This is a genomic window from Haloechinothrix halophila YIM 93223, assembly GCF_000504245.1.
Taxonomy (GTDB): domain Bacteria; phylum Actinomycetota; class Actinomycetes; order Mycobacteriales; family Pseudonocardiaceae; genus Haloechinothrix_A; species Haloechinothrix_A halophila.
The window spans coordinates 1,788,152-1,812,531 of the sequence record NZ_KI632509.1 but is presented as its reverse complement, the minus strand read 5'-3'; the positions used below and the strand labels follow the sequence as shown (position 1 = coordinate 1,812,531).

The following is a 24,380-nucleotide window of genomic DNA, read 5'->3' as shown; positions in this document are numbered from 1 at the left end:
CGTGCTGATCACAGGAAGCACACCGTCCGGTAGTCCGGCCATCGACGCGCCAGTTCCTGCCCCTCGACGACCGTGATCCCGTCGATCGGCTCCACATCGGTCAATCCGTGTTCCGCCAATCCCTCCCGTTCGACGAACACACCCGCGCCCGCATCGAGGAGCGTGCCGAGATTTGTCCTCGGCACGGAGAAGGTTGCCAGCTCGCGCCCACCGAGAATGAGCGAGACAGGTTCCGGTGCGGGTACCGCATAAGTCGCTGCCGCACCTCGCAGCAACATATCGAGACCGCCAAGTTGCCGGTGTAATTCTGCGGCGAGGCAGAAGCAGTCAAAGAATTGCTTTTCCAACGCCCCCCGATAGGCTTGCTCGACGATGGCAAGCATCGCGTTGTCCTGCATTTCACATCACCCCGATCACCAGCGTTTTGCCAGCGGCTGCAACATTCTCCGCATAGCGAGCGGGCGGTCGCATTACAACTTCGGCTAAGTGGTCGTCGGCACCCCGGTCGTCACTGCAGAAACGGCAGCCGTACCAATACAGGTGTTCTGGATGAGCTGCGAGCATCGTCGCGATGATCGCAGCGGTCGACGGGTATTCTGTATCCCAACTCGCTGGGTTGCGTGGCTTACATTCGCCAAGTGCGCGCTGCGTGAGCAATGTCGCGTAACCGCATGCCCACACGGAGACACGAGTGCCGGAATCCAACAAGGCCTGCACCAGCCGCAACGTATCGGTCAGCGTGTCATCCGCATGCGGAGCGCCCATCAACGTCAACAGCAGGTCAGTCTGAGGCAAGCTCTTCCGCATCAGTGCCACACCACTTTCACGTCGCTGTCGACGATCTCAGCCGCGGTCTTTTCCAGGGAGGTACGCGTGACGCCGGGAAACAGCCGAGCGTGAGACATGCCCCTGCGGTCGATCGAAATGTCGTCTACTGCCACCTCAGCCCCTGCCCTGATGAGCGAGGCGATTTCGGGAACCGCATTAGCAACGGCACCGGTCACCGCGTCCCCGAGTAGCAGCACACGTACGGAAGAACCGTGAGCGGCCAATGCGGCCCCGTCGGCAAGGAATGCAGCACAGCCGGGACCCGAATGTGGCCCCCGTGTTTCTATGAGCAATACCCTGCTCGGATCCATCGGTCATCGACCACCTAGCGCACTCAACACCCGCTGGTCGAAGTTCACCAGTCGCCAGTCACGGCGGTTCTCGATCACCGCATAACCATGCGTGATAACACCGGTGGCCGTCTGCACCAACCTGCCATCACGGACTACATAGGTATCCATGCGAGATCGATATGTGAAATCCTTAAAGATCTCTTCAACGGTGTACACGGTGTAGAGATTCTCTTCCATCAGTGCTTCATCGAGGAATGTGATCTCGGAATGAGGAACTACCGGAATCCAGCGTCGCTCATCAAGCAACGTCTTAATTGAGATGCCACGGTCAGCCAGGAAGAGATCCACGACCTCCTCCATCTGCCGCAGGTAGCCAGACATCTGCAACCGCTCGTTGTTGTGACAGTACGGATACGGGATTCGCCATTTCCAGCCGAACGCATTGCGTCCGTCCGTGAGGCTAGCCAGGACCGGGTCGTTCTCAGGCGCCGCGGCACTGCCACGCCCAGCCGCAAGGGAGGTGGTGTCAGCTTCCTTGATCAGCTCACCAGGCGCCGAGGTCGCCAACCGTCGCACTGCGAACCGTGACAGCTCGGCGGGCAACTCAGCAGGTTCCTCAATGTACGTATCGATCCGCAGCAACACGGTGACTTTCGAGGTAACATCCTTCGTGCGGGACCCATCTCGCACGATCGTGACGGTGAAGGACAGCGTGTTGTCATCAGTTCCGATGGTGGGAACCACTGTGGCAATGCCGCTATCGTCTAAGTGGAAGGCGTTGAGGATCCTGGTATCCAGTGCGACGATGTCCACTCCGAGACCGAATTCCTCGAATAGCCGCCTGCTTGACAAGCCCGCTTTGCGAAAATGCTCGAGGACGGCCTCCTCAACCAGGTAATTGACGTGCTTGAAACCGATCCATGTACAGATATTGTTTCCCTCATAGCGCGGGCGCACATGCACCTCGCTTGACTGATCGCACAGAGCCCGCACGGCGCCGGACACAGTCAACTCATCGGTCACAACGGTCATAGGTTCGTCTCCAGTTCTGCTGCGGGCATGGGGTCAAGTTCGCCAAGAAAGCCAGCGACGGCAGCCGCGAACGCCGTAGGTGAAGCGGCCATGGGGAAGTGACCACAATCCGGCAAGACTTCGAGCCGAGCATCGGGCAGTTCTCGCGCGAGAGCCATCGCTTCGGCCGGTGGGGCGGCAATGTCGTCCTCACCGGTCACTACGAGACACGGCACGTCGACGCGGTCGAGTAGCAGCCACGGGGTGCGCAAGTAGGTATCGAAGAACGCGGTCCAGCCGTAGGGGCCAACACGGTCGCGGACTCGATATGCCATATCCAGGAGGACATCGTCAGCGACGCGGCCGCGACTAGCGACGCGCAGGCCCTCCTCCATAATCAGATGGAAGCCGTTGAAGAAGTACGACATGTCTCGCCATGTGAAGTCGTGAGCTTGCCGCCGGTAAAAGGGTGAGACGAGCACGATTTGCTTGATGCCATACTGCGGCATCGGATTCCTGCCGTGCCGTAGCTCGTGATCGACCATCGCCATCAACAAGTTGGCCGCGAACGAATGTGCGACCACCACATCAGCCAGGCCATCGAGCCCGCGTAGCGCTGCCTTAACGGCATCAATCGTATGGTCGTACGATGACGCGAACGAGACGATCGTTTCGGCTCGCCACGGCAGCTCCGCCGTCAAGGCACAATGTGTGGCGGGCACCTGGGCCAGATAGTTCTCCCAAACTGATGCGGAATTGGCCAACCCGTGTAGCAGCAACATCCGATATGGACGCTCCTGTGGTCCGTGCGAATTGAGCACGACCCCATCGGACACAACGTTAGACTTCACGTGGCTCCTCCAGTCAAAGCAAGACCGGCAGTTGACTCAGCGGGTGTGCCCGCCGTGGCATATACCGTTCCTGTGTCGTGATCAGAGAACCAGCCCACGGCCGCGGCGCACTGCAGAACACCAAGCGCCCCTGAACATTGACCCCAACTGCTGGTGAGATCAATGCGCGGCACACCGGGGAGCAAGTCCCCTGGCGCACCACCTGGTGGTACCTGCCACGAAGAAGGTTGCGTCCCTCTGTCTGCCTCGGCCAGCTGGAGTACACACTCAACGAGGCTGGCCGTGCGTACGAAGTGGCCAAGCCAGGCCTGTGCCGGAACTCCACGCTCGGCCACAGATTGCGAAGACTCCACAACGAGTGCCGCCGCTCCATCAAGTGGTCGTCCGCCGTGGAGGATCCGGCGAACAGGCTCAGTGGCTGGTTCTGTCCCGACAACGAGCACGCGCTCAACCCTGCCGGTTGCGATCATGGTGACCGCCCACCGCACAGCGTCGAGTCCGCCCGTCGCACCGTTGCACACCATGAGGTTGGGGCCACGCAACCCAAACCTGATCGCCACCGAGGACGCGATCACATTGCTCGATGCGTTCGGCAGGTCCATCGGGGATGTGCCAGCAACGGTCTCGGCATGGATCGTATCGAGCACAGAAACGACCGTGTCGACGTTGCCGAAGTTCGAACTCGCGACGACACCGACCGTGTCGGAGTCGACGGCGAGGCCGCGCTCGGCCGTAAGCCCGGCGTCACGCAACGCCACATCGGCCGCACAGTAGGCGAGCCTGGTGGCACGGTCCTTGTAACGGAGGCCCTTTCGTCCGACAAGCGCGGCAGGATCGACTGGCTCAGCGGACTGCGGCGGATCGGCCAGTAACGCGCTGGCGTTACTGGCGCCGGGCAGCACTACACCGGTTCCTGTCACGGCTACGCTCGGTGGGGTGGCGACCTTTGTTCTCACGATGAGACCTCCCGCTGGGTCGTTGCCTCAACAATCGCCACAGCGTTAATTCCGCCGAAGCCGAAGGCGTTAATCTGCGCCACTGCGATGTCCGCGTGTTCTGTCTCCCCCGTGACCAACCGGAATGAACTGGCCTCCGCCACAGGTTCAACTAAGCCGACCGTTACCGGGACTCGCCCTGTGGCGAACGACTGCAAAGCGCTCACCAAGTTCAGCAGGCCAGACGCGCCCGACGTGTGCCCGGTCATGGACTTGATCGCGGTCATCAGAGGTACATCCACCCAATCGGCGAACACCTCACGAGTGGCTATCGCCTCGACCTCGTCATTGAGCAGGGTCCCTGTGCCATGCATCATCACAAGATCGACGTCAGCGGGCTTGACGCCGGCCAGCCGATGAGCCTCCCGCATCGCCGCGGCGATTCCAGCGGCGTCGGGCGCGGTCGCATGATAAGCATCGCAGTTCACACCGACCGCGCGCAGGGCACCAAGAGCGCCAGGTGACGTCGTGCGCAGCACGACCGCGGCGGCACCGTCGCCCATCAACACCCCAGTCCGGTTCCGGTCGAATGGGCGAACCCGCTCGGGAGGTGAGGGGTGCACTCGCTCCAGCAACCCATGCATGCTCTCGGTGAGTACGTCGACTCCAGCGACGATCACCGTGTCGGCTTGCCCTGTTGCCAACAAGTCAGCACCCATCGCCAGCGCGTAAACAGAGGCTGAGCAGGCGTTCGAAAATGTATGGGTATCAGTCACCCCGAACCGCTCACGCAATACCGGCCCAAAATGCAGGTCGTCTTCCGTCAACGTCCCTCCGCCGCGCCACCACAGCTCGAGCGAACGCAGTTCACGCAGACCCGTTCCAATCAGAACCGGCACATCAGAGAGATCTTCACCGATGCCCGCCTGCGCGACGGCCTGAGCGATAGCCTCAGAGAGCCACTTACTCGCCCGCCCAGGGACATCCACTCCCTGGGCGGGTCGGTCATCAATCTCATAGGCGTGGGTCGCCCGGAAGTGCCCTTTATCGAACCCCCGCAACTCATGCAAACCCGTATTTCCGGAACAAAGAGCGGAAAAAAATTCATCCACATTCGTGCCGACTGAGGTAATCGCACTCGCCCCTGTAATGACCGGACTCATGACGCCGCCTCTCCATGCTTACCGAGAATAACAACGGAATTGTTTCCGCCAAATGCGAGTCCGTTGTTCTGCACGACATGAAGATCCGCATTGATAGCCTGATTAGGAACACAGTCCACGCCGCACTCCGGATCGGTCTCGACGTGGTTCGCGGTCGGCGGAATAAAGCCACGATCGATTGCGATCGCGCAAGCGATAGCGGCCAGTGCGCTCGCCGCGCCCATGGTATGGCCGATCATCGACTTGACGGATACCACTGGCGGCACGTCCTCGCCGAAGAGGTCGTGGATAGCTCCGGCTTCGGTGATGTCGTTCGCCTTCGTGCCGGTGCCGTGCGCGGAGATCAGATCCACCTCGGCTGGCTTGACTCCGGCATCCTCTAGCGCCAGCTGCATACAACGACCAACGCTCGCCTGATTCGGTGCGACCTGATGATGCGCGTCGCAATTGATGCCGTAACCGAGGACCTCAGCGTAGATCCGCGCACCTCGACTCACCGCGGAATCAAGACTCTCCAGCACTAGTACGCCCGCACCTTCGCCGGTGAGGATGCCCTTTCGATTGACATCGAACGGCTGACACGCCTCGGGTGCGATAGTGCCGAGACGATAGAAGCCAGTGAAAGTCTTCCGGCACATGGCGTCAGCACCACCGCACAAAGCGAAACGCGCTGATCCCTCCCGTACAGCGTCAAACCCATACCCGATGGCATAGTTGCCCGCGGCGCAGGCGGTAGGGATGGTGATCGCCTCGACATCGGTTAACCCGAGTTCATTGGCAACTGATGTCGACAACCGGCCAGCGGGAACGTGCCTAGCGAGTCTGGGATCCATGTGTTCGGGGCCATCGCGGAGCTCCGCTTCCACAAGGGCATCGAGATCTCGTGACTCGCCATCGGTGGTACCGATGGAGATGACGTTGTGGGTGTCCCGCAGCACGTCAGCGTCGAGTCCGGCATCAGCGATCGCCATCGCGGCCGCGGCAACAGAAAACTGACTAGCGCGGCCGAGCTCGGCTGGATCGAGCGCGGTGATCCATCTATCCGGTTCGAAATCAACAATCTCGCATCCCAGCGCGTGGGAGAACCCGGTGGTATCGAAGGCCGTAATGGGCCGCGCACCGACCTTTCCCTGCTGCAATCCCTCAGCAAATCGCCCAATTCCAATGCCGATACTGGAAACAACTCCGAGACCGCTGATAACGACCCGCTGCGAAGCGCTACGCTTCCCACGGTTATGGGATTCTGACGACATACTTCGGCCTCACATTCCCTGCTACCGGTCAGTACTCATCTCTCGCAACCGCCGATTCGAGCCGATACAGTTTCACTCGATCGTGGATAAGCAGGCAATGATCAGTGCACGAAACTGCAAACAGCGTCAGATCAGACCGAGCTGTGCCGCACGGGCACCAGCCTGGAACCGGCTTCCCGCATCAAGGGCACTCATCGCGGAAGCCACATCGTTGCGCACCGTGCGCACGCTGACACCGAGCTTGCGGGCGACAGCGTCATCGGTCATCCCATCGGCAAGCATGCGTAGCACCAGTTCGTAGCGGCGTTGCGCGAACTCAGTCGACGGGACAGGATCGGCTTCTTGTAACTCACAGCCGGAAGTCCACTGCTGCTGGGTGTTCGACAACAGGCTTCGCACGACATCGGGGCGCCGCTCAATGCGGCCGTTACCCGCATCATCCAACACGAGAGCAACAAGGCCGTCCACGATCACCGTCCGGCAGGGCACAGCAGGCGCCACTCGGGGCCGGATGTCACGAGCACGGAGCCACGCTACGTGCTGCCGCACCGGTGGCAAGCGGGAGATCTCGCCAGCCCACACCGCACGTACTCGCACTCCACGCCGAAGCAAGTACTCCACGAGCTGACGAGAAAACTCGAAAGCCCCTGGGATGTAGCTCCGCAGAGAGAACATTACTTCGGTGCGTGCCTTGGTGGCCACACGTTCCGTAGCAGCCGCCAGTTCGTCCGCATCATCAAGCGTCTCACGTTCACCGAACTGTCCCACCATTCGTTCATGCGTCGAGACAAACGACTCAATGGCGACGACAGTGGGAAGTTCCGACCTGCGTGATCCATGCTTGAGCTTGCTCGCCACAAGCGACGGAAGCCCAAGCGCGGGTTCAACTGCTCGGAAACTTCGCGCGTCCACAGTCGACCGCGTCACCAGACGCTCAGCCTCGAGACATGTAAGAATCCGCCGTACCTCTGACTCGTTCCACCCCAGCGACATCGCGACATCATCAACAAGCCAGCGCGGTCGCCGCAACATTGTCTCGTAAAGAACCTCGGCTCGCTCGTCGCAGCCGATCCAGCGCCTTCTCACGATTCACTACCCCTCGGTGCAGTGCCTAACTCAGCGCGTTCGGTCATTTCTGGAGAAAGCTGATTATAGAACCGCGAGTAATGATCGAGTCAACAGTTGAGTCAGCGCTGCAACTTGCTGCAAACATGCTTGCTGACTCTACAAGAAACGGTCTGACCAGGTGTTATTACTAGTTGTTGCCACTTGAGCACCAGCTGTACACAAAAACTTTACCGAAGTAATGTTTGTGGTCTGCCGACACCAACTACTGCGAGCGGATCTCGTCGATCTCCCGCCAGATCTTCGTAGCAAGGCGGAATTGTGCGTGGTCCTCAGCCATCGACGCGGCTGAGCGCAGCTCCGTGATCGCACCATCGCTGTCACCGAGAGCGCGGCGAGCCCGACCAACATCGATATGCAGTCGGACTCGCTCCGGCTCTGGCAAGTCGTCGGGAACGGATTCAGCGAGCTCCAGCGCCCTCGCCGGGGCTCCTGTCGCGAGCGCGTGCCGCACCTCGAGCACAGCGACCAGGCCCGCTTCCCCCGGAACGGCAACCATCTCGTGCGTAGTCTTGGCAACCCGGAGGTACTGTGTGACTTCATTGAAGTCCGAGCCAGCATCAAGCAACGTGGCCGCAGCCGCACGGGAGAACCGCGCCCACTCACGTAGTGGCGTCTCCGGTGTTCCCAGCATTCCTTTGGCTAGCCGGATGTGCTCCTCAGCGAGCCCCGGATGGCCGATCTGTGCGTAGGCGGCAGCCGCAGCCCAGTGCGCGCGCCCGCAGACGCCGTCACGCCCGATCTCATCGGCAACCTCGACGATCCGACCTACCAGCGTAGGCACCTCCGTGACGTCGCCGAACTCACACCGAACGGAGATCAACACCCCAAGCAAGCGAACGTGTTCCGATGTCCCTTCCAGTGCGGTACCTGTCACACGGCTAGCCGCCCGCTCAGCTAATTCGACGGCCTCAGTTGATCTCCCAGTTTCACGGGCGGCCGAAGCGCGTTCGAAGTCGACCTTAACGAGTAGTTCAGGAGCGTCGAGCTTGGCAGCCACGGCCTCGAGCTCTGCCAACAGCTGGTAACGGTCCTCATGTCGCGCCTGCGCTTCGAATATGTTGTGCAGTGCCAAGCCATACTCAACGACATCCGCCACGGACTCATCGCGCAGCGCGGCCTGGTACGCCTCCTGGTAACGCTGCTGCGCCTCGGCGGTGTCACCGTAGTCCAACGAACTCCGTGCGATCAGGTCATTAACCAAGCGGCAAGGCCGCTTCGGTTTGCCACCGTCCGTTGCGACCGTGGATCCAATCAGCGAGTCTGGTGGGACGTTGAGAACCTCCGCGAGCCGCACCACCACTTCGAGCGTAGGAACCCTCACACCCGTCTCGAGCAGGGAAATATAGCTCGGGTTGACTACACTACCGGCGACGTCACGCTGAGACAGCCCACGCTCCTTGCGCAACTGCTTCAGCCGCTGCCCGAAGTCGGGCTGCTGGACGACGCTCACCTCGGGGATCTCCTTACCACACTCGGCCGAGGATCAGGCTCCCCTTTTCAACTGTAGCCAACGCACAGGTCACCCCACAGCCCAAAGAGACCGCTCGTCGGCCCTCGCTACCTGGGACTGGCTCAGTGTAGCCGTGCCAGCCAGACTCGTCGTCGTCTTGCTCCCATCGTGGCCACATCAGTCACCGCGCCGTAGCCGATCAAGCCACGTCCGCGCGACTACACTCTATCCGCTGGCTGTTTACCAAGGTAAAGGTATAGTAACTATAACTCGTTACCGTTCACACCTTCAAGCGCTCATGCTCATTACCTCAGAAAACACCATGTGTCATGACGAAAAGAATGGGAGACGCGCGCTGCACGCGACCGAGAGCGCACCAGTCCGAAGTGACGGAGCCTGCTCGATCCATGCGCCGAGTTGAGGCATCCCTGGTGGCGAAGGAGTTGACTCGACGGCACCAATTCGTCGAAGGGTTTGTACTGCTTGATCAATGTCATCAAGCCCCAGCACAGCGAGTTGTGGCTCGTGTTTGGCCAGCACACACATCAGTTCACCGAGCGGCCGACCGTCTAGACGGCGCCAGAGGCGAAGCGTAGGTTCAGAAACGTCATACGCCGCGCCGGGTCCAGCCAGCGTGAAGCCGTCTGCGTAGCGCACCGGAGCGAAGTACGGGCTGCGGCGCGGACCACCACTGGAACCCGCGGCTGGTACGGCGTGCACAGGCTGTCCGGAGTCTGACTCCCAGCCTTCGAGCACGGCCGATGCCAGCAACATGTTCGCAGCAAGTAACCGGTCGTCAACCAGCCTGCGCACAGCCTGCGAATCCTGGCCGTCAGCGACCAGCCATGGGAAGTTGAGCAAGCGCGTCAATTCATCCCGGCATTGTTGCTCCATGGGCACCCGCGACAGTCGGCGTGAGAGGTACTTGCGACCGAAGTACAGATCACCCGCCGCGCACAACATAGCCTCACAAGCGGAGACGAGCGCCATCTCAGACACGCTGTACGCAGTGTAAAGATCACCAGATATCAGGGCGCCGAAGGCTTCGGACACAGCAGCGGCACCATCTGCGGCATGCCGGGCGATCAGCAGTTCGCGTACGGCATTGGTGCGCAGATCCGCCATCAGCTGCCGCCACTGCGGTGAAGCATACAGAACACGTCCGAGTGTCATGTCCACAAGTGCCGATAGGTCACCCCATGAAGCGGTCGCCTGCGGGTGCTTCGCGTCTGTCATCCGGTATGCGTCTGCGAGCTGCAATCGCGCGTGTACCGCACATGAGCGCAAGGCGAGTGCCCGTACTACGACACCTCCCGAACGAAAGACCGCAGCGGTACCCGCCGGCGCCTGACCGACAGCGTACAAATTCACATCCGAAGTCGCGTGTCCGAGCCCGGCCGCGAGGCTGCCGCCAAGGAACGCCAGCTCCACTTGCGCGGAGCCACCCATGTCGCATTCGAGCACAGAACGAGCAACCGCCAGCTGCGATTCCGAAAAAGTCACGTCAGGCACAGACCACCGCGTGACAGCACGCTGAGTCATTTGGCCCCCTCTCGTCTGGCGTCAAGCTCCACGTAGAGTCCGACCTTAGACAAGGATGAACGGTTCCGTTGAACGACAACCCTTCGTATACAAAAACATGAGCACTACACGCGTTTCATCCGGTCGTGGTCAGATTCGATTCAGCGCCTTGTAGTCTGCATCACAGCGATCGAAAACACCATGGGCGCCATAGATCAAGGTAGAGCGCCCATCTTAGGTGGAACACCCAGGTCGACTACTGGTGGCCGCAGCGTCGCCGACTGTGACTAGCCCTCCGGGTATGTACCGCCATTCGAGTGACGGCGAAGCTTCCATCGCAAAGTCGAATCCGATTCAGATTTCGTTGGTGTCGCAGGCACTCAATAGGTGGTCTCGCCCAAACCGGGACTGTGTTCAGTTAACTCGTGGGGCTAGTGATTAGGGCGCCTAGCTGAGCCGTACGGCCGAGCCTGCCTTCGTGACCCGGACGGACCGTCCGTTGTGTCGGTATCCCCGCAACCGCCCGTTCAGCAGCCCTCGAACACCGCGCCTCGACACCTATAGGCAACAGGCTCGCCGTTCTCCGAAATGCACCATCCATATCGGCCACCATCAGCGAGTCGTACCCGACGCGTGAACACATCCGGCGTGAGTTGGGACCGGTGATCGGTCGACCAGTAAGCAGTTATGCAACATGATGCAACGCTTCAAGATCGGTGCTCACCCGCGTGCCACAGTCGAGTCATTAGGAGGCACGAACTCGGGAGGTGCCCCATGAACAGCGATTTCGTGCGGTTGAATAATCGTGAACGAGCTACGCTGCGTGCTGTCGCCCTCGGGCGCGCGGAGATCACGTGCAGTGCCGAGCCTGACCTGTTCATCGACGGCTTGGCATGCTGTGACCAAGCCACCGCACACCGCCTGGCCCACTTGCGTCTGATAGTTCCGCTGCGCGCTGGCCGAACCGGTGAACGAGTGCCCGCGCTGCTTACCGAAGTCGCACACACGATACTGGGAGTGGCCAACGATGCCTCGGACACAGCCGTAGCATGACGCGGAATCTTCCACCGGGTAAAGCCGCTGGCATTGCCATGGGCCTTGTTTCGCTGCGTCTCGACGACCGGCGCGCTGCGAATCTGAAGCCAACCCTGGCGGGCCTCGTACCCCGACTCCGCGCCTCCGTTAGCGCCAGTACCTTCAGGTTCGTATCAGATCTATAGACCCACGACCGTATAGAGGTCTTCTCACTCGGGCCTCCTGACGACAACAATTGCTAACGACAGCCGGAGAACGACTCGTGTCCAGCGCTCAACGGGTTGCGACGCATGGTGGCAAGGACACGGATGTGGCCTGCCCGGATGCGTACACTACGCTCACCCCTCTTCGGCGAGGCGAATGCGCAGAAGCCATGTCCGACACTTCAAGCACTTACGGTGAAGCATGAACATCTTCGTGACCGGTGGTTCCGGTTTCCTCGGCGGGCACCTGCTGCGCGCCCTCGTCAACGCAGGCCATAAGACACGGGCGCTGGTCCGGTCTGACGCGACGACGCGGGCGGTCGAAGAATGCGGGGCCGTCGCGATACACGGTGACCTAGCTGACCATCACGCGCTACGTGAAGGCATGACGGGCTGTGACGCAGTAGTACATGCGGCGGCGCTGACCGACCAATGGGGACCGCGGCGCCGTTTCGATCAAGTCAATGTCGAGGGGACAAACGCGGTGCTGGACGCCGCACGCCGGCAGGGCGTGCCCCGGCTCGTACTCGTCAGCACGGAGGCGGTGCTTGCCACTGGGCGACCGCTAGTACAGGTGGACGAGAGTTATTCCCGATCACGGCGTCCGGTTGGGGAATACGCCCGTACCAAGGCCATGGCCGAGAAGATCACGCTCGAAGCGAACTCACCGAAACTTACAACGGTCGCGGTGCGGCCGCGATTTATTTGGGGGCCCGGCGACACGACGGTGCTGCCAGCGATCATCGAGGCAGTAGAGAAGAACCGGTTCGCGTGGGTCGACGGTGGTCGTTACGCAACGTCGACGTGCCACGTCACCAACGCGTGCGAAGGTATTCTGTGCGCGTTGGAGCACGGGCGCGGTGGGCAAGCGTACTTCATCACAGATGGGGAGAAGGTCGAGTTTCGCACCTTTCTTACCGAGTTGGCCGCGACCGCCGGAATCGAGCTACCAGACCGTTCGGTACCGCGCTGGCTACTCGCAGCCGTCAGTGCGATAGGTGAGGCGATCTGGCGGCCTCTGCATATGCCGGGGACTCCGCCGGTCACCCGTACGTTCCTCGCCCTCTCCGGCCAGGAAATGACCGTGGATGACGGCCTCGCCTACCGCGAGCTCGGCTACCGCCCCGTCATCACCCGTGACGAGGGGCTTCGCCAACTCACTGCGCACCGAGGGTGACCTGGTTCCAACCCCACACGACCCAGCTTCTGGACTGTCCGTTCTAAACCACCCAACCTAGAAACGTTACGCCCATCGCAAGCATCTCGGGTGGGTGTCTGCCAGTTGGTGCATAGTAACGCGGTATGTGTCGCTTCTGCTCGTACTGTGGGGTTCGTGAATTGGACAGTTGACGTCCCCATGAACACGCTGCCGCCGCTGCCGCCGTTGCCTACTGAGTTGCGTGAGCGGTTGAACGACGCGCTCGCGTTGCCGGCGGCCCAGCAGCCGGAGTGGCCGGACGACGAGAACCTGCTGCATGTGCGCGGTGTGCTGGAGTCGGTTCCGCCGATCACGGTGCCCGCCGAGGTCGATCGGCTCACTCAGCGGCTGGCGAGTGTTGCCAACGGCGAGGCTTTCCTGCTGCAGGGGGGTGACTGCGCGGAGACGTTCGAGTCCAACACCGAGCCGCACATCCGTGCCAACCTGCGCACGCTGTTGCAGATGGCGGTGGTGCTGACGTACGGCGCGAGCCTGCCGGTGATCAAGGTCAGCCGGATCGCGGGCCAGTATGCCAAGCCGCGGTCCAACTCGACGGACGCGCTCGGGCTGCCGGTCTATCGGGGCGACATCGTCAACTCGCTCGCGGCGTCGCCCGAGATGCGGGTGCCTGACCCTGCCCGCATGATCCGTGCCTACGCCAATTCCGGTGCGGCGATGAACCTGGTGCGCGCGCTGACCGCGGCGGGCATGGCCGATCTGGCGCATCTGCACGACTGGAACAAGGACTTCGTGATGAACTCGCCAGCCGGGGAGCGTTATGAGGCCCTTGCCAGCGAGATCGATCGGGGTCTGCGGTTCATGTCGGCCTGCGGTGTCAACGACTCCTCGCTGCACACCACCGAGATCTACGCCAGCCACGAGGCGCTGCTGCTCGACTACGAGCGCGCCATGCTCCGGCTCGACGATCCGGAGTCGAGCGACGCCCAGCTCTACAACCTGTCCTCGCACTTCCTGTGGATCGGTGAGCGCACCCGCCAGCTCGACGGCGCGCACATCGCGTTCGCCGAGATCATGGCCAACCCGATCGGCGTCAAGATCGGCCCGACCACCACGCCGGAGCAGGCGGTGGAATACGTCGAACGGCTCGACCCGCACAACCAGCCGGGCAGGCTCACGCTGATCGCGCGGATGGGCAACGGCAAAGTGCGCGAGGTGCTGCCCGCGATCGTGGAGAAGGTCGAGGCCTCCGGCCACAAGGTCATCTGGCAGTGCGACCCGATGCACGGCAACACACACGAGTCGTCCAATGGTTACAAGACCCGCCACTTCGACCGCGTCGTCGACGAGGTGCAGGGCTTCTTCGAGGTGCACCGCGCACTCGGCAGCTACCCCGGCGGCATCCACGTCGAACTGACCGGCGAGGACGTCACCGAATGCCTCGGTGGCGCGCAGGACATCTCCGACCTGGACCTCTCCGGCCGCTACGAAACCGCCTGCGACCCGAGACTCAACACCCAACAGTCACTCGAGCTAGCATTCCTCGTCGCGGAAATGCTACGCAGCTGAGACAACAAATCCCGAGCGCCTCCACTCGGTCGTTCTGACCAGGGCTCGCAAACTAACACTGCACGGTTTGCACACGTCGCTCAGCAGGCGATAGCCAACGCGTCCACCTGCGTCACCTTGGTCTCCAGCCAGTTCCACACAAGTTGCGGCAGCGCAGTCGAAAGGGAAAGCCCCGGCGCGAGGGGACGTGCGCCGGGGCTTTCAACCATGGACAATTGAGCAGGCCATCCACCTACCCAACATGCTAATTATTTGCTTGCTACTTGACGCGCACAACAATCCTGGCAACTTGCTGCAACAGCGATTGGAAATTGACGGACTGGGCCTACTCGAAACTCAGCGCGCAGCATAGCTAGGGTTAGGTGCGCAGACGTGCCTGGCGAGTCTCGATGATCTCGCGGCGCCGAGGCGCTATTCGAACTGAGTGACGCGATGCTATGTGGTAGCTGTCCGGTCAGCACGCTGGTTGAGCAAACGTTTGCCGCTGAACATAGGCGAGGCCATGGCACCCTTTGCGCAAGAGATGGGAAAGCCCCGGCGCGAGGGGGAGGGGGATAAACGCCGGGGCTTTCCCTATCGGGGGATCGGCCAAGGAAGGCTTGTCTGACCTACAGGGTAGATCTTAGATCACGGCCAGAGATGCACAATAACTCTGACAGCTTGTTGCAAGGGTGCTGGACATCAACTTCGGTAGTGCCACGCACTTACACGGGCATTATTTCTGTGTGGACCACGCGCCCTTCAACCAGTCCTTTGTCATCCGAGTCAATCGCTCCTACTGCCTCGGCGAAGTCGATCAAGATCCCGGGGCGTAGATCGCGGGCACGCTCGGGAGGATGACGATCGGCTCGTCGTCGATGGCACGCAGGAACGTCTGTACGTCGAAGGTCGGCAGGATCACCGTGGTGCCGCCGATCGCGAGCCGCACGAGTAGCTGGCTGTTTCAGCCATTGACGCGGAACAGCGGGACCGACACGAGATTGCGCAGCCGAGGCCCCTCCTCCCGATCCAGTTCGATGATGCGAAGGGCTATATCCACATTGGACAGAAATCTCGCTTTCGGTCGGCCGATGAGGTGTCTGGCGTTGGTAGCTCATCTGTGTGGTCGCTGGTCGTGTGGCGTGGGGAGGGTGATGGAGGCGTCGGCTCCGGTATCGGAGTGGTTGGTCAGTTGGGTGTGGCCGCCGTTGGCGTTGATCAAGGCGGCGGTGATGGCGAGTCCGAGGCCGCTTCCGGGGCGGGTGCGGGCGGTGTCGGGGCGGCTGAAGCGGTCGAAGGCGTAGGGCAGGAAGTCGTTGGGCAGGCCGGGGCCGTGGTCGAGGACGTGGACCTCTACGTGGCCGTTGGTGCGTGCGGCGGTGAGGTGAATGTCACCGGTGGCGTGCCGTAGCGCGTTGTCGACGAGGTTGGCGAGTGCGCGGTCGAGGTGGTCGGCGTTGGCCAGTGCGGTGAGCCCGGCGGGGGCCTCGACGGTGACGTGACGATGCTGGTGCTCAAGCGCAGGGCGGAAGCGGTCGGCGACGGCTTCGAGCACGGGGCCAAGTTCGACAACTGTGGACGATGGCCCGGCTTGCTGGCGGTCGGTGCGGCTGAGGGTGAGCAGGTCTTCTGCCAGGCGGGACAGGCGTTGGGTTTCGTCTAGCGCTGAGTGCAGGGCTTTGGTGAGTTCATCGTGGCTGCGGGGGCGGCGCAGGGCGAGTTCGAGTTCGGTGGTCAGCAGGCTCAGTGGGGTGCGCAGTTCGTGGCTGGCGTCGGCGATGAACTGGCGTTCGCGGGTCAGGGCGGTATGTAGCCGGGTGAGCATGGCGTTGAGGGTCCGCCCGAGGCGGGCGATTTCGTCGCCGGTGTCGGGGACGGGGAGGTGGTGTTCGGGTTGGTCGGCGTCGATGGTGGCTGCGCGGCTGCGCATGGCTTCGACTGGCCGTAGAGCGGCGCCGCTGAGGGTGTAGGCGGCAAGCACGGCCACGAGCAGCACTAGCGGGAGCACGATGAGTAGTTCACGGATGAGGTCGGCGACGATGGCGTTGGCGTGCTGTTGCAGGACGCCGGTGGGGTCGCCTTCGTTCACGGCGTCGCGGAACTGCAGCACGGTCGCGGTGCCCGCCCCGGCTAGCACGAGCGCCATGACGGCGGCGAACAGGATCGTCAGCCGCCAGCGGATGGGCAGTCTAGCCAGTGGTGGGCGCATGGTGGCCTCCGTCGGTGCGGAGTCGATATCCGGCGCCGCGCACGGTTTCGATGGAGCGCACGCCGAAGGGCCGGTCGATTTTCTGCCGCAGGTAGCGGACGTAGACATCGACCAGATTCGAGGTGGTGTCGAAGGCGGTGTCCCAGCACCGGTCAAGCAGTTGGTCGCGGGTGTACACCATGCCGGGACGGCGCATCAAGGTTTCCAGCAGCACGAATTCTCGGTTGCTCAGCGAGATCTCGGTATCGCCGCGCCAGGCGCGATGCGCGGCCGGGTCCAGCCGCAAATCGCCGACGTCCAGCATCGGTGCGCGCTCCACCGGGCCGCGGCGGTCCAGGGCGCGAAGCCGAGCGAACAGTTCGGTGAGGTGAAACGGTTTGGTCAAGTAGTCGTCGGCGCCGACGTCCAGACCGCGGACGCGGTCGGGCACCGCACCGCGGGCAGTGAGCATCAACACCGGCGTGAACAGCTTCCGCGCCCGCATCCGCGCGCACACCTCGAACCCGTCCGGGCCGGGCAGCATCACGTCCAGCACGATCACGTCGTACTCGCCAGCCAGCGCCGCGGCCAGGGCTTGGTGACCGTCGGTGGCGACGTCGGCGACGTGGCCTTCTTCGCGCAGCCCCCGGGACAGGAGCCCGGCCATCTTGGCTTCGTCTTCGACTACCAGGACACGCATGGTGATCTCACCATCGCTGCATCCCGGGCCGCCGGAAAGGCGTTCTCATTGTCCTCTCATCGACTGCTCGTACTGTCCGTGCTGCAACCAGGGTTGCAGCAGGAAGGTGACCCGGCCAGCAGGAGGTGACGTGCAGCCACGGACAGGGACGCGCTCGGCGGCGGGGCGATGGCCTGGGGGTCTAGCCACGCAGGCGGTGCGCGGTGGTGTCGAACAGGCGACGCTGGGCGAGGTGGCTGGCGACTTCGTCATGAACGCCGACGAAGTGCAACCCGTGCTGCGGGCGCTGCGCCAGGGCGGCATCACCGTGATCTCGTTACACAACCACGGACTGAACGACGAACCGCGCCGCTTCTACACCCACTTCTGGGCCAAAGGCGACGCCGTCCAACTCGCCCACGCCCTGCGCCCGGCATTGGACGCCACTAACGTGAAGCCGCCCAAGTAATCCCTCAGCCACACCCCATCGTCCTGGGCATCCAGGGCATCCAACCCCAGACAAGAACAACCTTAGGGAGTACCGATGCGACCGCAGAACGCCCTGGACTGGGCGGCCTTTGTCCTCCTGCTCGTCGGCGCGTTCGCCTGGGCCGCGTTCATCACCGACGTCAACGTCCTCGACACGGCCCTGGAACCCATCGCCGACATCCTCGACGACATCGTCTTCGGACTCATCGGCCTGGCCGGGCTGTACTGGGTGGCCCGCGTGCTCGGCCTGCCCCCGAAACCCTCGCGATAGCGGCGCCGCTGAGCCGCGTTGCGAAAGACGTGGCCCTATTCCAGACAAGGCCAGTTGATGTAACCGTGGTTTCAATGTAACCACGGTTACATGCCGCTGGAGGAGAGAGGTTCCCGCGCGCCGGGCGAATGGGTGCTGCTGTCGCACCGGATGCCGCGGGAGCCCTCCACTCCGCGGATCGCTGGTGTGGCGCAAGCTCAAACGCCTCGGCGTGGCCCAACTCGCCGACGGCGTCGTCGCCCTGCCAGCGGACGCACGCACCCGCGAGTACCTGGAGTGGCTCGCCGACGAGATCATCGAGGGCGGCGGCACCGCCGGGATCTGGATCGCCCGGCCAGCCAGCCTCGCGCAGGAGCGGGAACTGGCCTCCTCGATGGCCGAAGCCCGAGCAGCCGAATACCGTGCCCTCGCCGAGGAAGCCACCCCCGTCGCCGACCTGACGGAGAACGCGCGGCTGTCTGCGGCGCGGCGACTGCGGGCCGAACTGCGGCGCATCACGCGCCGCGACTACTCCCCCCACCTGAGCATGAACGGGCGCGCCGCTCGGTCGAGGCGCTGCTGCATCCCACCGCAACCGACCTTGCCCAGGAGAGCTGACCGACGAAGTGGGCCACCCGCGACAACATCCACATCGACCGGGCCGCCTGTGCCTGACTGATCCGCCGCACCATCGACGCCGACGCGGAGTTCGTCTTCGTCGCCGACCCCGCCGCAGCGCCCGCCGACGCGCCCCCGTTGGACATGCGCGGCGTCGAACTCGGCCACCACCAGGGGGATTGCAGCTTCGAGACCATCCTGCGCCGCTACGACATCACCGACCCCGTGCTGTGGCGCATCGCCGAGATCATCCACGAAGCCGACCTCGACGACGACCGCTACGACGCCCCCGAAGCTCCCGGCATCGACGCCGCCCTGCGCGCGCTGTCCATGGTCTGCGACGACGAACAGGTCCTGGGACCACACCCGCCCGCTGTTTGACGGGCTCTACGAGCGAGTACTACCGCCGCGCAACGCTGCTCGGCCGCGAACCCGCCTGAGGCGAACCGGCGTCCACAAAGGAACGTGTGCATGACCCAGCATCCTGACCAGTCCACTCCGAGCACCGGCGCCGAAGGAGAAACGCAGCCGGACACTCCCGAATCCGCATCCGGGCATCCCGAGGGCGATGTCGTGCCCTTCGGCCAGGCAATACGGACCTGGTTCGCGATCTCACTGCAAACCTTCGGCGGCCCCGCCGGGCAGATCGCCGTCATGCAACACACCCTGGTCGACGACAAACGCTGGATCGGGCAACGCCGCTTCCTGCACGCCCTGAACTACTGCATGCTGCTACCCGGCCCCGAAGCCCAACAGTTAGCGATCTACATCGGGTGGCTGCTCAACGGCGTCCGCGGCGGGCTGGCCGCCGGCGCCTTCCTCGCCCTGGCCCTGTTCGGCGTGCCGTTTACCATCGTGATCGCCGTGGCCGCCCTCGCCGGATGGCTGCTGGCCAAGGTCAAACCCCACGCACTGCGCGCCGGAAACGGCAGCGAGGACAGCAGCTTGACCGGTTCCGCCGCTACTACAACACCATTCGCCCACACCGCGCGATCGCACGCCGCACCCCAGCGGCCGCCTACGCCGCCCGACCCAAGGCCCGGCCCACCGGCCCGCGCCTGAATCCGCACTACCGCATCCGCCGCGACCGCGTCGGCACCGGCGGCGTCGTCACCCTGCGCTACCAGTCCCGGCTCCGCCACATCGGACTCGGCCGTGAACACGCCCGCCAACGCGTCCTGATCCTCGCCGCCGACCGCTACATCCGCGTCATCAACACCGACACCGGCGAATTGCTCCGCGAACTCACCCTCGATCCCGACCGCGACTACCAACCCCTCGGCCGCCCACCCGGCCCACACAAGAAAACCCCCGCAACTTCCCGACCCCGCTCCCGACAACCAGCCCACCGCGCCACCCGCAGACCACCCGCAGGGGCAACGGGGCCTTAACCACGGCGAGAACGATGCCCGGCGGCGAGAGAGCGAGCGAGCGGACAGAAGACCCAGGAAACAACCCGAAAATGCAACAATGTCCCGGGACACACTGTCAACAGTGTCCCGGGACATCGCACCTGTGGAGCTGAGGGGAATCGAACCCCTGACCTCCTCGATGCGAACGAGGCGCGCTACCAACTGCGCTACAGCCCCTTGCGGCCCGACGAGCATAACAGGGCCGGTGATCGGCTTCGTGAGCCGGGGTCCCGTCCGTGCGCTACTCGCCGACCGCCCTGCGATACACCGGCGAACCCGGCTGTTCGAGCTGCTCGAACGCCGGATCCTCGTCGTCGATGTCGACGACGACGGTGTTGCGGTGCCGCATCCGCGAGTGCGGCCGGGGCTTGCGCTCCACACCGGGAATCGGGCGCTCGCTCATCGACGGCCGCGCGCGGTAGCCCGCGTCGTAGTCCTCGTACTCGGCGTCGTCGTACTCCGCCTCGTGCTCGGCGCGCTCGTCGTAGTGGCCGTCGTAGCGCGGGTCGTAGTCGAGGTCGTCCTCGTGCCACTGTCCGCGGGCCGCGTTCAGCCGGTTGAGCCTGCGCTGCCTGATCTCCGTTTCGATCCGCACCTGCCTGCGCAGGTACACCAGATACCCCGCCAGCACGGTGCCCGCGGCGCCGGTGACCCACCACAGCATCGGCAGCACGACGCCGGCGACGATCGCGCTGATCACCACAGTCGCCAGCAACGCGAGCACGACCCGCTGCCGGAACGCGTACTTCGCCCGCGCGGCGATCTCGGCCGCTTCCGGATCGAACCCGCCCCTGCCAGGTCGGTAGCCCACCCGGCGCGCGGAAGTCCGCTGTCGCGGCGGCTCCTCGTAGTCGTAGCCCCGGTCGCCGACGTCGGCGTAGTCGTCCCGGTCGTAGTCGTCCGGGTGGACGCCATCGACATCGTCGATGTCGTCACGCTCGGTCACATCATGGGCCTCGGCGACATCGACGTCATCTTCGTCGGACATGACCGGCTCGTCCAGCTGAACCTCATCGGCGCGGTCGTCGTGTGCTGCGGATTCGGACATCAGGTGCTCCTCCCGCTTATCGCCGCGCGGGCTCCCCCGCCGCACGATGCGTGATGCCAGAGCATCGTCTGCCGTGTGCCCGACCTCCTGCCGCTTCCGCGCGACCATCGGCACGAGCACGATGAGCCATGCCGCAGCAAGCGCGACGATGATCAACGAGCTTGGCATCTTTCTTGCTCCCCGACTGCACAACTGCTTCCCGTGACGCCACGCTAGCCACAGGAGTCACAGATCGGGCGGAGCCACGCCGCAAGATCACAGAATGGCATCACCAGAACGGGTGAATAGTGTCACCCAAGTCGGGCATACTGGAAACAACGCCGTGCGCTGGTTAGATGTACTCCGCCTTGCCCGCGTCGACAAGCCGCGCGGCGAGACCGCTCCCGGTCTCTTCCGCCGTCATGGCGAAGCAGAGATGGTCCCGCCACGCGCCATCGACGTCGAGGTAGCGCTCGAACAACCCCTCCTTGCGGAAGCCGAGCTTCGTCAGCACCCGCACACTGGCCACGTTGTCCGGGCGCACCGTCGCCTCCAACCGGTGCAAGCCGGCGTGTGCGAAGGCGTGGTCGGCGGCCAGCGCGACCGCTGCCGTCGCCGCCCCGCCGGAGGCACGCGCCGAGTCGACCCAATAACCGACCCACGCCGACCGCAGCGACGCCCTGATGATGTTGCCGATGGTGAGCTGACCAGCGAACTCACCGTCAATGGTGAGCGCGAACGGCAGGCACAGCCCCCGCCTGCCGAGTGTGCGCAGCCCGAACCACTGCGTCGGCCAGGACATCACCCCGTGGCGTTCCTCCCACGTTCCCGGCGCGTTCGGCTCCCAGCGCCGCAGATACTCGCGATCCCGCAGCCGGAGTTTGCGCCACGCCCTGCCGTCTCGGTAGAGCAGCGGCCGCAACCGCACTTCCCCCGCGGGCACCTTCAGCGCCCCGAGACGTGCTGGCCAGCCTGGGCTTCTGCGCTCGTCGGCTCCCGGTCCAGCTTCCGGGTAGAGGGGTCGCGACATAATCGCCGCTACGCTAGCCGCGCTGGGCGAGGAACGCGACCCGCACCTGTTCCCCCACGGTGATCTCGGTCTGCATCTCCCCGACCGTGATCAGGCAGTTCGCCTCGGCGAGCGAGGCGAGCAGATGCGTGCCGGACGTGCCGAGCGGCTGCACCAGGTATTCGCCGTTGCTCTCGTCCCGCAACAGCTGTCCGCGCAGGTAGCCCTTACGCCCCCGCGTCGACGTGATCGGCGAGAGCAACCGCGCGCTGATCACCCGGCGGTGCGGGTTGCGGGTGCCACGCGCCGACCGAATCAGCGGCCGGATGAATACCTCGAACGCCACCAGCGCGCTCATCGGATTGCCTGGCACCAGGAACGTCGGCACCGCGTCCGGGCCCAGCTTGCCGAACCCCTGCAGCGAGCCGGGGTGCATCGCCACCCTGGTGACGTCGATCTGGCCGAGGTCACGCAGCGTGGACACGACGTCGTCGCCCGCGCTGCCGCTGGTGCCGCCCGCGACGACGACTACCTCGGACATCAGCAGCCTGCCCTCGACGACCTCCTTGAGCCGGTGCCCACCGCTCGGCGCGATGCCGACTCGGTTGACCTCGGCGCCCGCGTCACGCGCGGCAGCCGCGATCGCGTAGGAGTTGACGTCGTAGACCTGCCCGATGCCAGGCGTGCGGTCGACGTCGACCAGCTCGTCCCCGATCGAAACGATCGACACCCTCGGCCGGGGGTAGACCAGCACCTTGGACCTGCCGACCGCCGCGAGCAGACCGACCTGCGCCGCGCCGATGATGTCGCCCTGCCGGACGGCGACGTCACCGATCTGGACGTCCTCACCGGTCCGGCGCACGTACGCCGCTGACGGCACCGACCGCGTCACCGACACCACGGCGGGGTGGTCGTTGGTGTACTCGGTCGGCACCACGGCGTCGGCCAGCGTCGGCAGCGGCGCGCCGGTCGCTACCCGCACCGCCTGACCTGGCTGCAACCGGCGAGGCTGCCGCGATCCCGCGTGGATCTCCCCGACGACAGGAAGTTCCATCGGGTTCTCCGCGTCGGCATCGCGGACGTCGACACTGCGCACCGCGTAACCGTCGACGGCGGCCTGGTCGAACCCGGGCAGCGCGTGCTCCGCGACGACCTCCTCCGCGCACAACAGTCCTTGCGATTCCGAAATGGCCACCCTGACCGGCCTCGGCCGCACCGCGGCATCGAGCACCATCGCCAACTGGTCGTCGACGGAGCGGAACTCCACGTCGGGTTCGGGCTCGGGCGAGGTGCCGAGGCCATGCGCCCGCTGTGCGACGTCGTTGACCTCGGTACCGCGTTCCTGCTGGTCGGGTGTTGTCATCGCTTAGCTTCCGATTCGTTCAGCCAGCCAGGTGCGTAGGGAAGGACCGTACTCCGGGTGCTCCAGCGCGAAGTCGATCGAGGCGCGCAGGAAACCGCCGGGGTTGCCGAGATCGTGCCTGCCACCACGATGCACCACAACATGAACCGGATGCCCCTCATCGATGAGCAGGCCGACGGCATCGGTCAATTGCAGCTCCCCACCGGCACCAGGAGTGATCCGGTCAAGCGCGTCGAAGATCGCCCGATCGAGCAGATATCGCCCCGCCGCCGCGAAGGTGGACGGCGCATCCTCCGGCGCGGGCTTCTCGACCATCCCGTGCACCCGCTTGACGTCGACGTCCGATGTGTCGGAGACGTCGAAGACGCCGTACGCGGAGACATCGCCGTCTCCGACGTCGAACGCGCACAGCACGCTGCCGCCGTGTTCCGCACGCACCTTGGCCATCCGCTCCAGCACGCCGGTCGGAAGGATGAGATCGTCCGGCAGCAGCACGGCGACGGCATCGTCGTCCTCGGTGAGGTTCGGCAGTGCGCAGGCGACCGCGTGACCGAGGCCGAGCGCTTCGTGCTGGATGGCGACCTCGACGTCCAGCAGGCCCGGCGCGTGGCGCACCTTCGCGAGCAGCGCGTCCTTGCCCTTGCGCGCGAGCGTGTCCTCCAGCGCGGGTGCGAGTTCGAAGTAGTCGGCGACGGCCTGCTTGCCTGGCGAGGTCACGATCACCAGCCGTTCGGCCCCCGCACCAGCGGCTTCCTCTGCGACGAGTTCGATGCCGGGCGTGTCGACGACAGGAAGCAGCTCCTTGGGGACCGCCTTGGTCGTGGGCAGAAATCTCGTGCCAAGTCCCGCGGCTGGCACGATGGCGGTACGTATCGTCTTCTCGTTAGCGCGTGGGCCCGTCATGCTGCGAAGCCTAACCGTTCAGCCGCCCTCAGCGTGGCAGCAGCCACGCATCACATGCCGGTGGGTT

The 24,380-nt window shown here is 64.0% G+C and carries 26 protein-coding genes and 1 tRNA gene; 8 read left to right on the top strand and 19 right to left on the bottom strand.

All coding sequences use genetic code 11. The annotated features are described in order from the left end of the window. Positions 1–8: 8 nt before the first annotated feature. The 11 genes from AMYHA_RS08340 to AMYHA_RS26920 all read right to left on the bottom strand — a co-directional run bounded on the left by AMYHA_RS08340 (position 9) and on the right by AMYHA_RS26920 (position 10,424). Entirely contained in the window at positions 9–398 is a 390-nt protein-coding gene (locus tag AMYHA_RS08340) for a hypothetical protein (protein ID WP_034269693.1), read from the bottom strand. 1 nt (position 399) lies between these two features. Then, positions 400–807 (bottom strand): hypothetical protein, encoded by a 408-nt coding sequence (locus AMYHA_RS08335; RefSeq protein WP_034276378.1) that lies wholly within the window; start codon positions 805–807, stop codon positions 400–402. Continuing rightward, complete coding sequence (locus AMYHA_RS08330) at positions 807–1,139, bottom strand: DsrE family protein (protein ID WP_084036965.1); 333 nt, start codon at positions 1,137–1,139, stop codon at positions 807–809. Before AMYHA_RS08330 ends, AMYHA_RS08335 begins: the two co-directional genes overlap by 1 nt. 3 nt (positions 1,140–1,142) lie before the next feature. Continuing rightward, a complete protein-coding gene (locus AMYHA_RS08325) occupies positions 1,143–2,153 on the bottom strand; it encodes a thioesterase family protein (RefSeq protein ID WP_034269687.1) in 1,011 nt (336 codons plus the stop codon). Continuing rightward, on the bottom strand, positions 2,150–2,983 hold the full coding sequence (locus tag AMYHA_RS08320) for an alpha/beta fold hydrolase (protein WP_157361945.1): 834 nt from the start codon (positions 2,981–2,983) through the stop codon (positions 2,150–2,152). The genes AMYHA_RS08325 and AMYHA_RS08320 overlap by 4 nt, the downstream gene beginning before the upstream one ends. After that, positions 2,980–3,735 (bottom strand): beta-ketoacyl synthase N-terminal-like domain-containing protein, encoded by a 756-nt coding sequence (locus AMYHA_RS28365; protein ID WP_407919905.1) that lies wholly within the window; start codon positions 3,733–3,735, stop codon positions 2,980–2,982. The genes AMYHA_RS08320 and AMYHA_RS28365 overlap by 4 nt, the downstream gene beginning before the upstream one ends. Positions 3,736–3,935: 200 nt before the next feature. Then, the gene (locus AMYHA_RS08310) at positions 3,936–5,081 is read right to left on the bottom strand and encodes a beta-ketoacyl-[acyl-carrier-protein] synthase family protein (protein WP_034269682.1); all 1,146 of its coding nucleotides are present in this window, start codon (positions 5,079–5,081) and stop codon (positions 3,936–3,938) included. Beyond that, positions 5,078–6,334, bottom strand: coding sequence for a beta-ketoacyl-[acyl-carrier-protein] synthase family protein (locus tag AMYHA_RS08305; protein WP_034269678.1), 1,257 nt, complete (start codon positions 6,332–6,334; stop codon positions 5,078–5,080). The genes AMYHA_RS08310 and AMYHA_RS08305 overlap by 4 nt, the downstream gene beginning before the upstream one ends. Positions 6,335–6,460: 126 nt before the next feature. Continuing rightward, positions 6,461–6,808 carry a LuxR C-terminal-related transcriptional regulator gene (locus AMYHA_RS27830; protein ID WP_051399672.1) on the bottom strand — a complete coding sequence of 116 codons (348 nt, stop codon included), beginning with the start codon at positions 6,806–6,808 and terminating at the stop codon, positions 6,461–6,463. An 856-nt stretch (positions 6,809–7,664) separates the two neighbouring features. Then, positions 7,665–8,912 carry a helix-turn-helix domain-containing protein gene (locus AMYHA_RS08295; RefSeq protein WP_034269675.1) on the bottom strand — a complete coding sequence of 416 codons (1,248 nt, stop codon included), beginning with the start codon at positions 8,910–8,912 and terminating at the stop codon, positions 7,665–7,667. A 327-nt stretch (positions 8,913–9,239) separates the two neighbouring features. Continuing rightward, positions 9,240–10,424, bottom strand: coding sequence for a hypothetical protein (locus AMYHA_RS26920; RefSeq protein ID WP_157361940.1), 1,185 nt, complete (start codon positions 10,422–10,424; stop codon positions 9,240–9,242). A 783-nt stretch (positions 10,425–11,207) separates the two neighbouring features. On the opposite strand from AMYHA_RS26920, the gene AMYHA_RS27825 reads away from it, so the two are divergent. The 3 genes from AMYHA_RS27825 to AMYHA_RS08280 all read left to right on the top strand — a co-directional run bounded on the left by AMYHA_RS27825 (position 11,208) and on the right by AMYHA_RS08280 (position 14,396). After that, a complete protein-coding gene (locus AMYHA_RS27825) occupies positions 11,208–11,486 on the top strand; it encodes a hypothetical protein (protein ID WP_051399671.1) in 279 nt (92 codons plus the stop codon). A 387-nt stretch (positions 11,487–11,873) separates the two neighbouring features. Next, entirely contained in the window at positions 11,874–12,848 is a 975-nt protein-coding gene (locus AMYHA_RS08285; RefSeq protein WP_034269672.1) for an NAD-dependent epimerase/dehydratase family protein, read from the top strand. Positions 12,849–13,028: 180 nt separating this feature from the next. Beyond that, positions 13,029–14,396 carry a class II 3-deoxy-7-phosphoheptulonate synthase gene (locus AMYHA_RS08280; protein ID WP_084036957.1) on the top strand — a complete coding sequence of 456 codons (1,368 nt, stop codon included), beginning with the start codon at positions 13,029–13,031 and terminating at the stop codon, positions 14,394–14,396. Between the two features lie 796 nt (positions 14,397–15,192). On the opposite strand, the gene AMYHA_RS28175 is transcribed toward AMYHA_RS08280, so the two are convergent. The 3 genes from AMYHA_RS28175 to AMYHA_RS08270 form a co-directional block, all read right to left on the bottom strand. Next, positions 15,193–15,324, bottom strand: coding sequence for a hypothetical protein (locus AMYHA_RS28175; protein WP_269189744.1), 132 nt, complete (start codon positions 15,322–15,324; stop codon positions 15,193–15,195). A gap of 165 nt (positions 15,325–15,489) precedes the next feature. Next, the gene (locus AMYHA_RS28275; RefSeq protein ID WP_084036955.1) at positions 15,490–16,584 is read right to left on the bottom strand and encodes a sensor histidine kinase; all 1,095 of its coding nucleotides are present in this window, start codon (positions 16,582–16,584) and stop codon (positions 15,490–15,492) included. Further along, a complete protein-coding gene (locus AMYHA_RS08270) occupies positions 16,565–17,263 on the bottom strand; it encodes a response regulator transcription factor (protein WP_034269666.1) in 699 nt (232 codons plus the stop codon). The genes AMYHA_RS28275 and AMYHA_RS08270 overlap by 20 nt, the downstream gene beginning before the upstream one ends. 130 nt (positions 17,264–17,393) lie before the next feature. Here AMYHA_RS08270 and AMYHA_RS26320 point away from each other — a divergent pair, with 130 nt between their 5' ends. From AMYHA_RS26320 to AMYHA_RS08245, 5 genes are all read left to right on the top strand, one after another. After that, the gene (locus AMYHA_RS26320; RefSeq protein ID WP_196776863.1) at positions 17,394–17,711 is read left to right on the top strand and encodes a DUF1259 domain-containing protein; all 318 of its coding nucleotides are present in this window, start codon (positions 17,394–17,396) and stop codon (positions 17,709–17,711) included. A gap of 75 nt (positions 17,712–17,786) precedes the next feature. Next, positions 17,787–18,002, top strand: a complete 216-nt coding sequence (locus AMYHA_RS08260) for a DUF378 domain-containing protein (RefSeq protein WP_034269661.1) — start codon at positions 17,787–17,789, stop codon at positions 18,000–18,002. Between the two features lie 184 nt (positions 18,003–18,186). Further along, positions 18,187–18,660 carry a Chromate resistance protein ChrB gene (locus tag AMYHA_RS08255; RefSeq protein WP_196776862.1) on the top strand — a complete coding sequence of 158 codons (474 nt, stop codon included), beginning with the start codon at positions 18,187–18,189 and terminating at the stop codon, positions 18,658–18,660. Continuing rightward, positions 18,657–18,980, top strand: coding sequence for a chromate resistance protein ChrB domain-containing protein (locus AMYHA_RS08250; protein WP_196776987.1), 324 nt, complete (start codon positions 18,657–18,659; stop codon positions 18,978–18,980). The genes AMYHA_RS08255 and AMYHA_RS08250 overlap by 4 nt, the downstream gene beginning before the upstream one ends. 90 nt (positions 18,981–19,070) lie before the next feature. Beyond that, positions 19,071–19,661: a chromate transporter gene (locus AMYHA_RS08245; RefSeq protein WP_034269658.1), complete on the top strand. Its 591-nt coding sequence runs from the start codon at positions 19,071–19,073 to the stop codon at positions 19,659–19,661. A gap of 454 nt (positions 19,662–20,115) precedes the next feature. Here AMYHA_RS08245 and AMYHA_RS08240 read toward each other — a convergent pair. The 5 genes from AMYHA_RS08240 to AMYHA_RS08220 all read right to left on the bottom strand — a co-directional run bounded on the left by AMYHA_RS08240 (position 20,116) and on the right by AMYHA_RS08220 (position 24,313). Continuing rightward, positions 20,116–20,188, bottom strand: a tRNA-Ala gene (locus tag AMYHA_RS08240). A gap of 64 nt (positions 20,189–20,252) precedes the next feature. Further along, entirely contained in the window at positions 20,253–21,227 is a 975-nt protein-coding gene (gene sepX / locus AMYHA_RS08235; RefSeq protein WP_034269655.1) for a divisome protein SepX/GlpR, read from the bottom strand. 163 nt (positions 21,228–21,390) lie between these two features. After that, entirely contained in the window at positions 21,391–22,068 is a 678-nt protein-coding gene (locus tag AMYHA_RS08230) for a GNAT family N-acetyltransferase (protein WP_034269652.1), read from the bottom strand. A 13-nt stretch (positions 22,069–22,081) separates the two neighbouring features. Beyond that, positions 22,082–23,410, bottom strand: coding sequence for a molybdotransferase-like divisome protein Glp (gene glp / locus AMYHA_RS08225; protein WP_084036951.1), 1,329 nt, complete (start codon positions 23,408–23,410; stop codon positions 22,082–22,084). Positions 23,411–23,413: 3 nt separating this feature from the next. Then, positions 23,414–24,313 carry a UTP--glucose-1-phosphate uridylyltransferase gene (locus AMYHA_RS08220; protein WP_034269650.1) on the bottom strand — a complete coding sequence of 300 codons (900 nt, stop codon included), beginning with the start codon at positions 24,311–24,313 and terminating at the stop codon, positions 23,414–23,416. Positions 24,314–24,380: the final 67 nt, after the last annotated feature.

Excerpts from the sequence above, each read along its gene's own strand:
- AMYHA_RS08270 (WP_034269666.1), bottom strand. The coding sequence starts at position 17,263 with ATGCGTGTCCTGGTAGTCGAAGACGAAGCCAAGATGGCCGGGCTCCTG.
- AMYHA_RS27825 (WP_051399671.1), top strand. The coding sequence starts at position 11,208 with ATGAACAGCGATTTCGTGCGGTTGAATAATCGTGAACGAGCTACGCTG.
- AMYHA_RS28275 (WP_084036955.1), bottom strand. The coding sequence starts at position 16,584 with ATGCGCCCACCACTGGCTAGACTGCCCATCCGCTGGCGGCTGACGATC.
- AMYHA_RS08260 (WP_034269661.1), top strand. The coding sequence starts at position 17,787 with ATGCGACCGCAGAACGCCCTGGACTGGGCGGCCTTTGTCCTCCTGCTC.
- glp (WP_084036951.1), bottom strand. The coding sequence starts at position 23,410 with ATGACAACACCCGACCAGCAGGAACGCGGTACCGAGGTCAACGACGTC.
- AMYHA_RS08230 (WP_034269652.1), bottom strand. The coding sequence starts at position 22,068 with ATGTCGCGACCCCTCTACCCGGAAGCTGGACCGGGAGCCGACGAGCGC.
- AMYHA_RS08285 (WP_034269672.1), top strand. The coding sequence starts at position 11,874 with ATGAACATCTTCGTGACCGGTGGTTCCGGTTTCCTCGGCGGGCACCTG.
- AMYHA_RS08330 (WP_084036965.1), bottom strand. The coding sequence starts at position 1,139 with ATGGATCCGAGCAGGGTATTGCTCATAGAAACACGGGGGCCACATTCG.
- AMYHA_RS08220 (WP_034269650.1), bottom strand. The coding sequence starts at position 24,313 with ATGACGGGCCCACGCGCTAACGAGAAGACGATACGTACCGCCATCGTG.
- AMYHA_RS08305 (WP_034269678.1), bottom strand. The coding sequence starts at position 6,334 with ATGTCGTCAGAATCCCATAACCGTGGGAAGCGTAGCGCTTCGCAGCGG.
- AMYHA_RS08340 (WP_034269693.1), bottom strand. The coding sequence starts at position 398 with ATGCAGGACAACGCGATGCTTGCCATCGTCGAGCAAGCCTATCGGGGG.
- sepX (WP_034269655.1), bottom strand. The coding sequence starts at position 21,227 with ATGCCAAGCTCGTTGATCATCGTCGCGCTTGCTGCGGCATGGCTCATC.
- AMYHA_RS08325 (WP_034269687.1), bottom strand. The coding sequence starts at position 2,153 with ATGACCGTTGTGACCGATGAGTTGACTGTGTCCGGCGCCGTGCGGGCT.
- AMYHA_RS08245 (WP_034269658.1), top strand. The coding sequence starts at position 19,071 with ATGACCCAGCATCCTGACCAGTCCACTCCGAGCACCGGCGCCGAAGGA.
- AMYHA_RS08280 (WP_084036957.1), top strand. The coding sequence starts at position 13,029 with ATGAACACGCTGCCGCCGCTGCCGCCGTTGCCTACTGAGTTGCGTGAG.
- AMYHA_RS08335 (WP_034276378.1), bottom strand. The coding sequence starts at position 807 with ATGCGGAAGAGCTTGCCTCAGACTGACCTGCTGTTGACGTTGATGGGC.
- AMYHA_RS08310 (WP_034269682.1), bottom strand. The coding sequence starts at position 5,081 with ATGAGTCCGGTCATTACAGGGGCGAGTGCGATTACCTCAGTCGGCACG.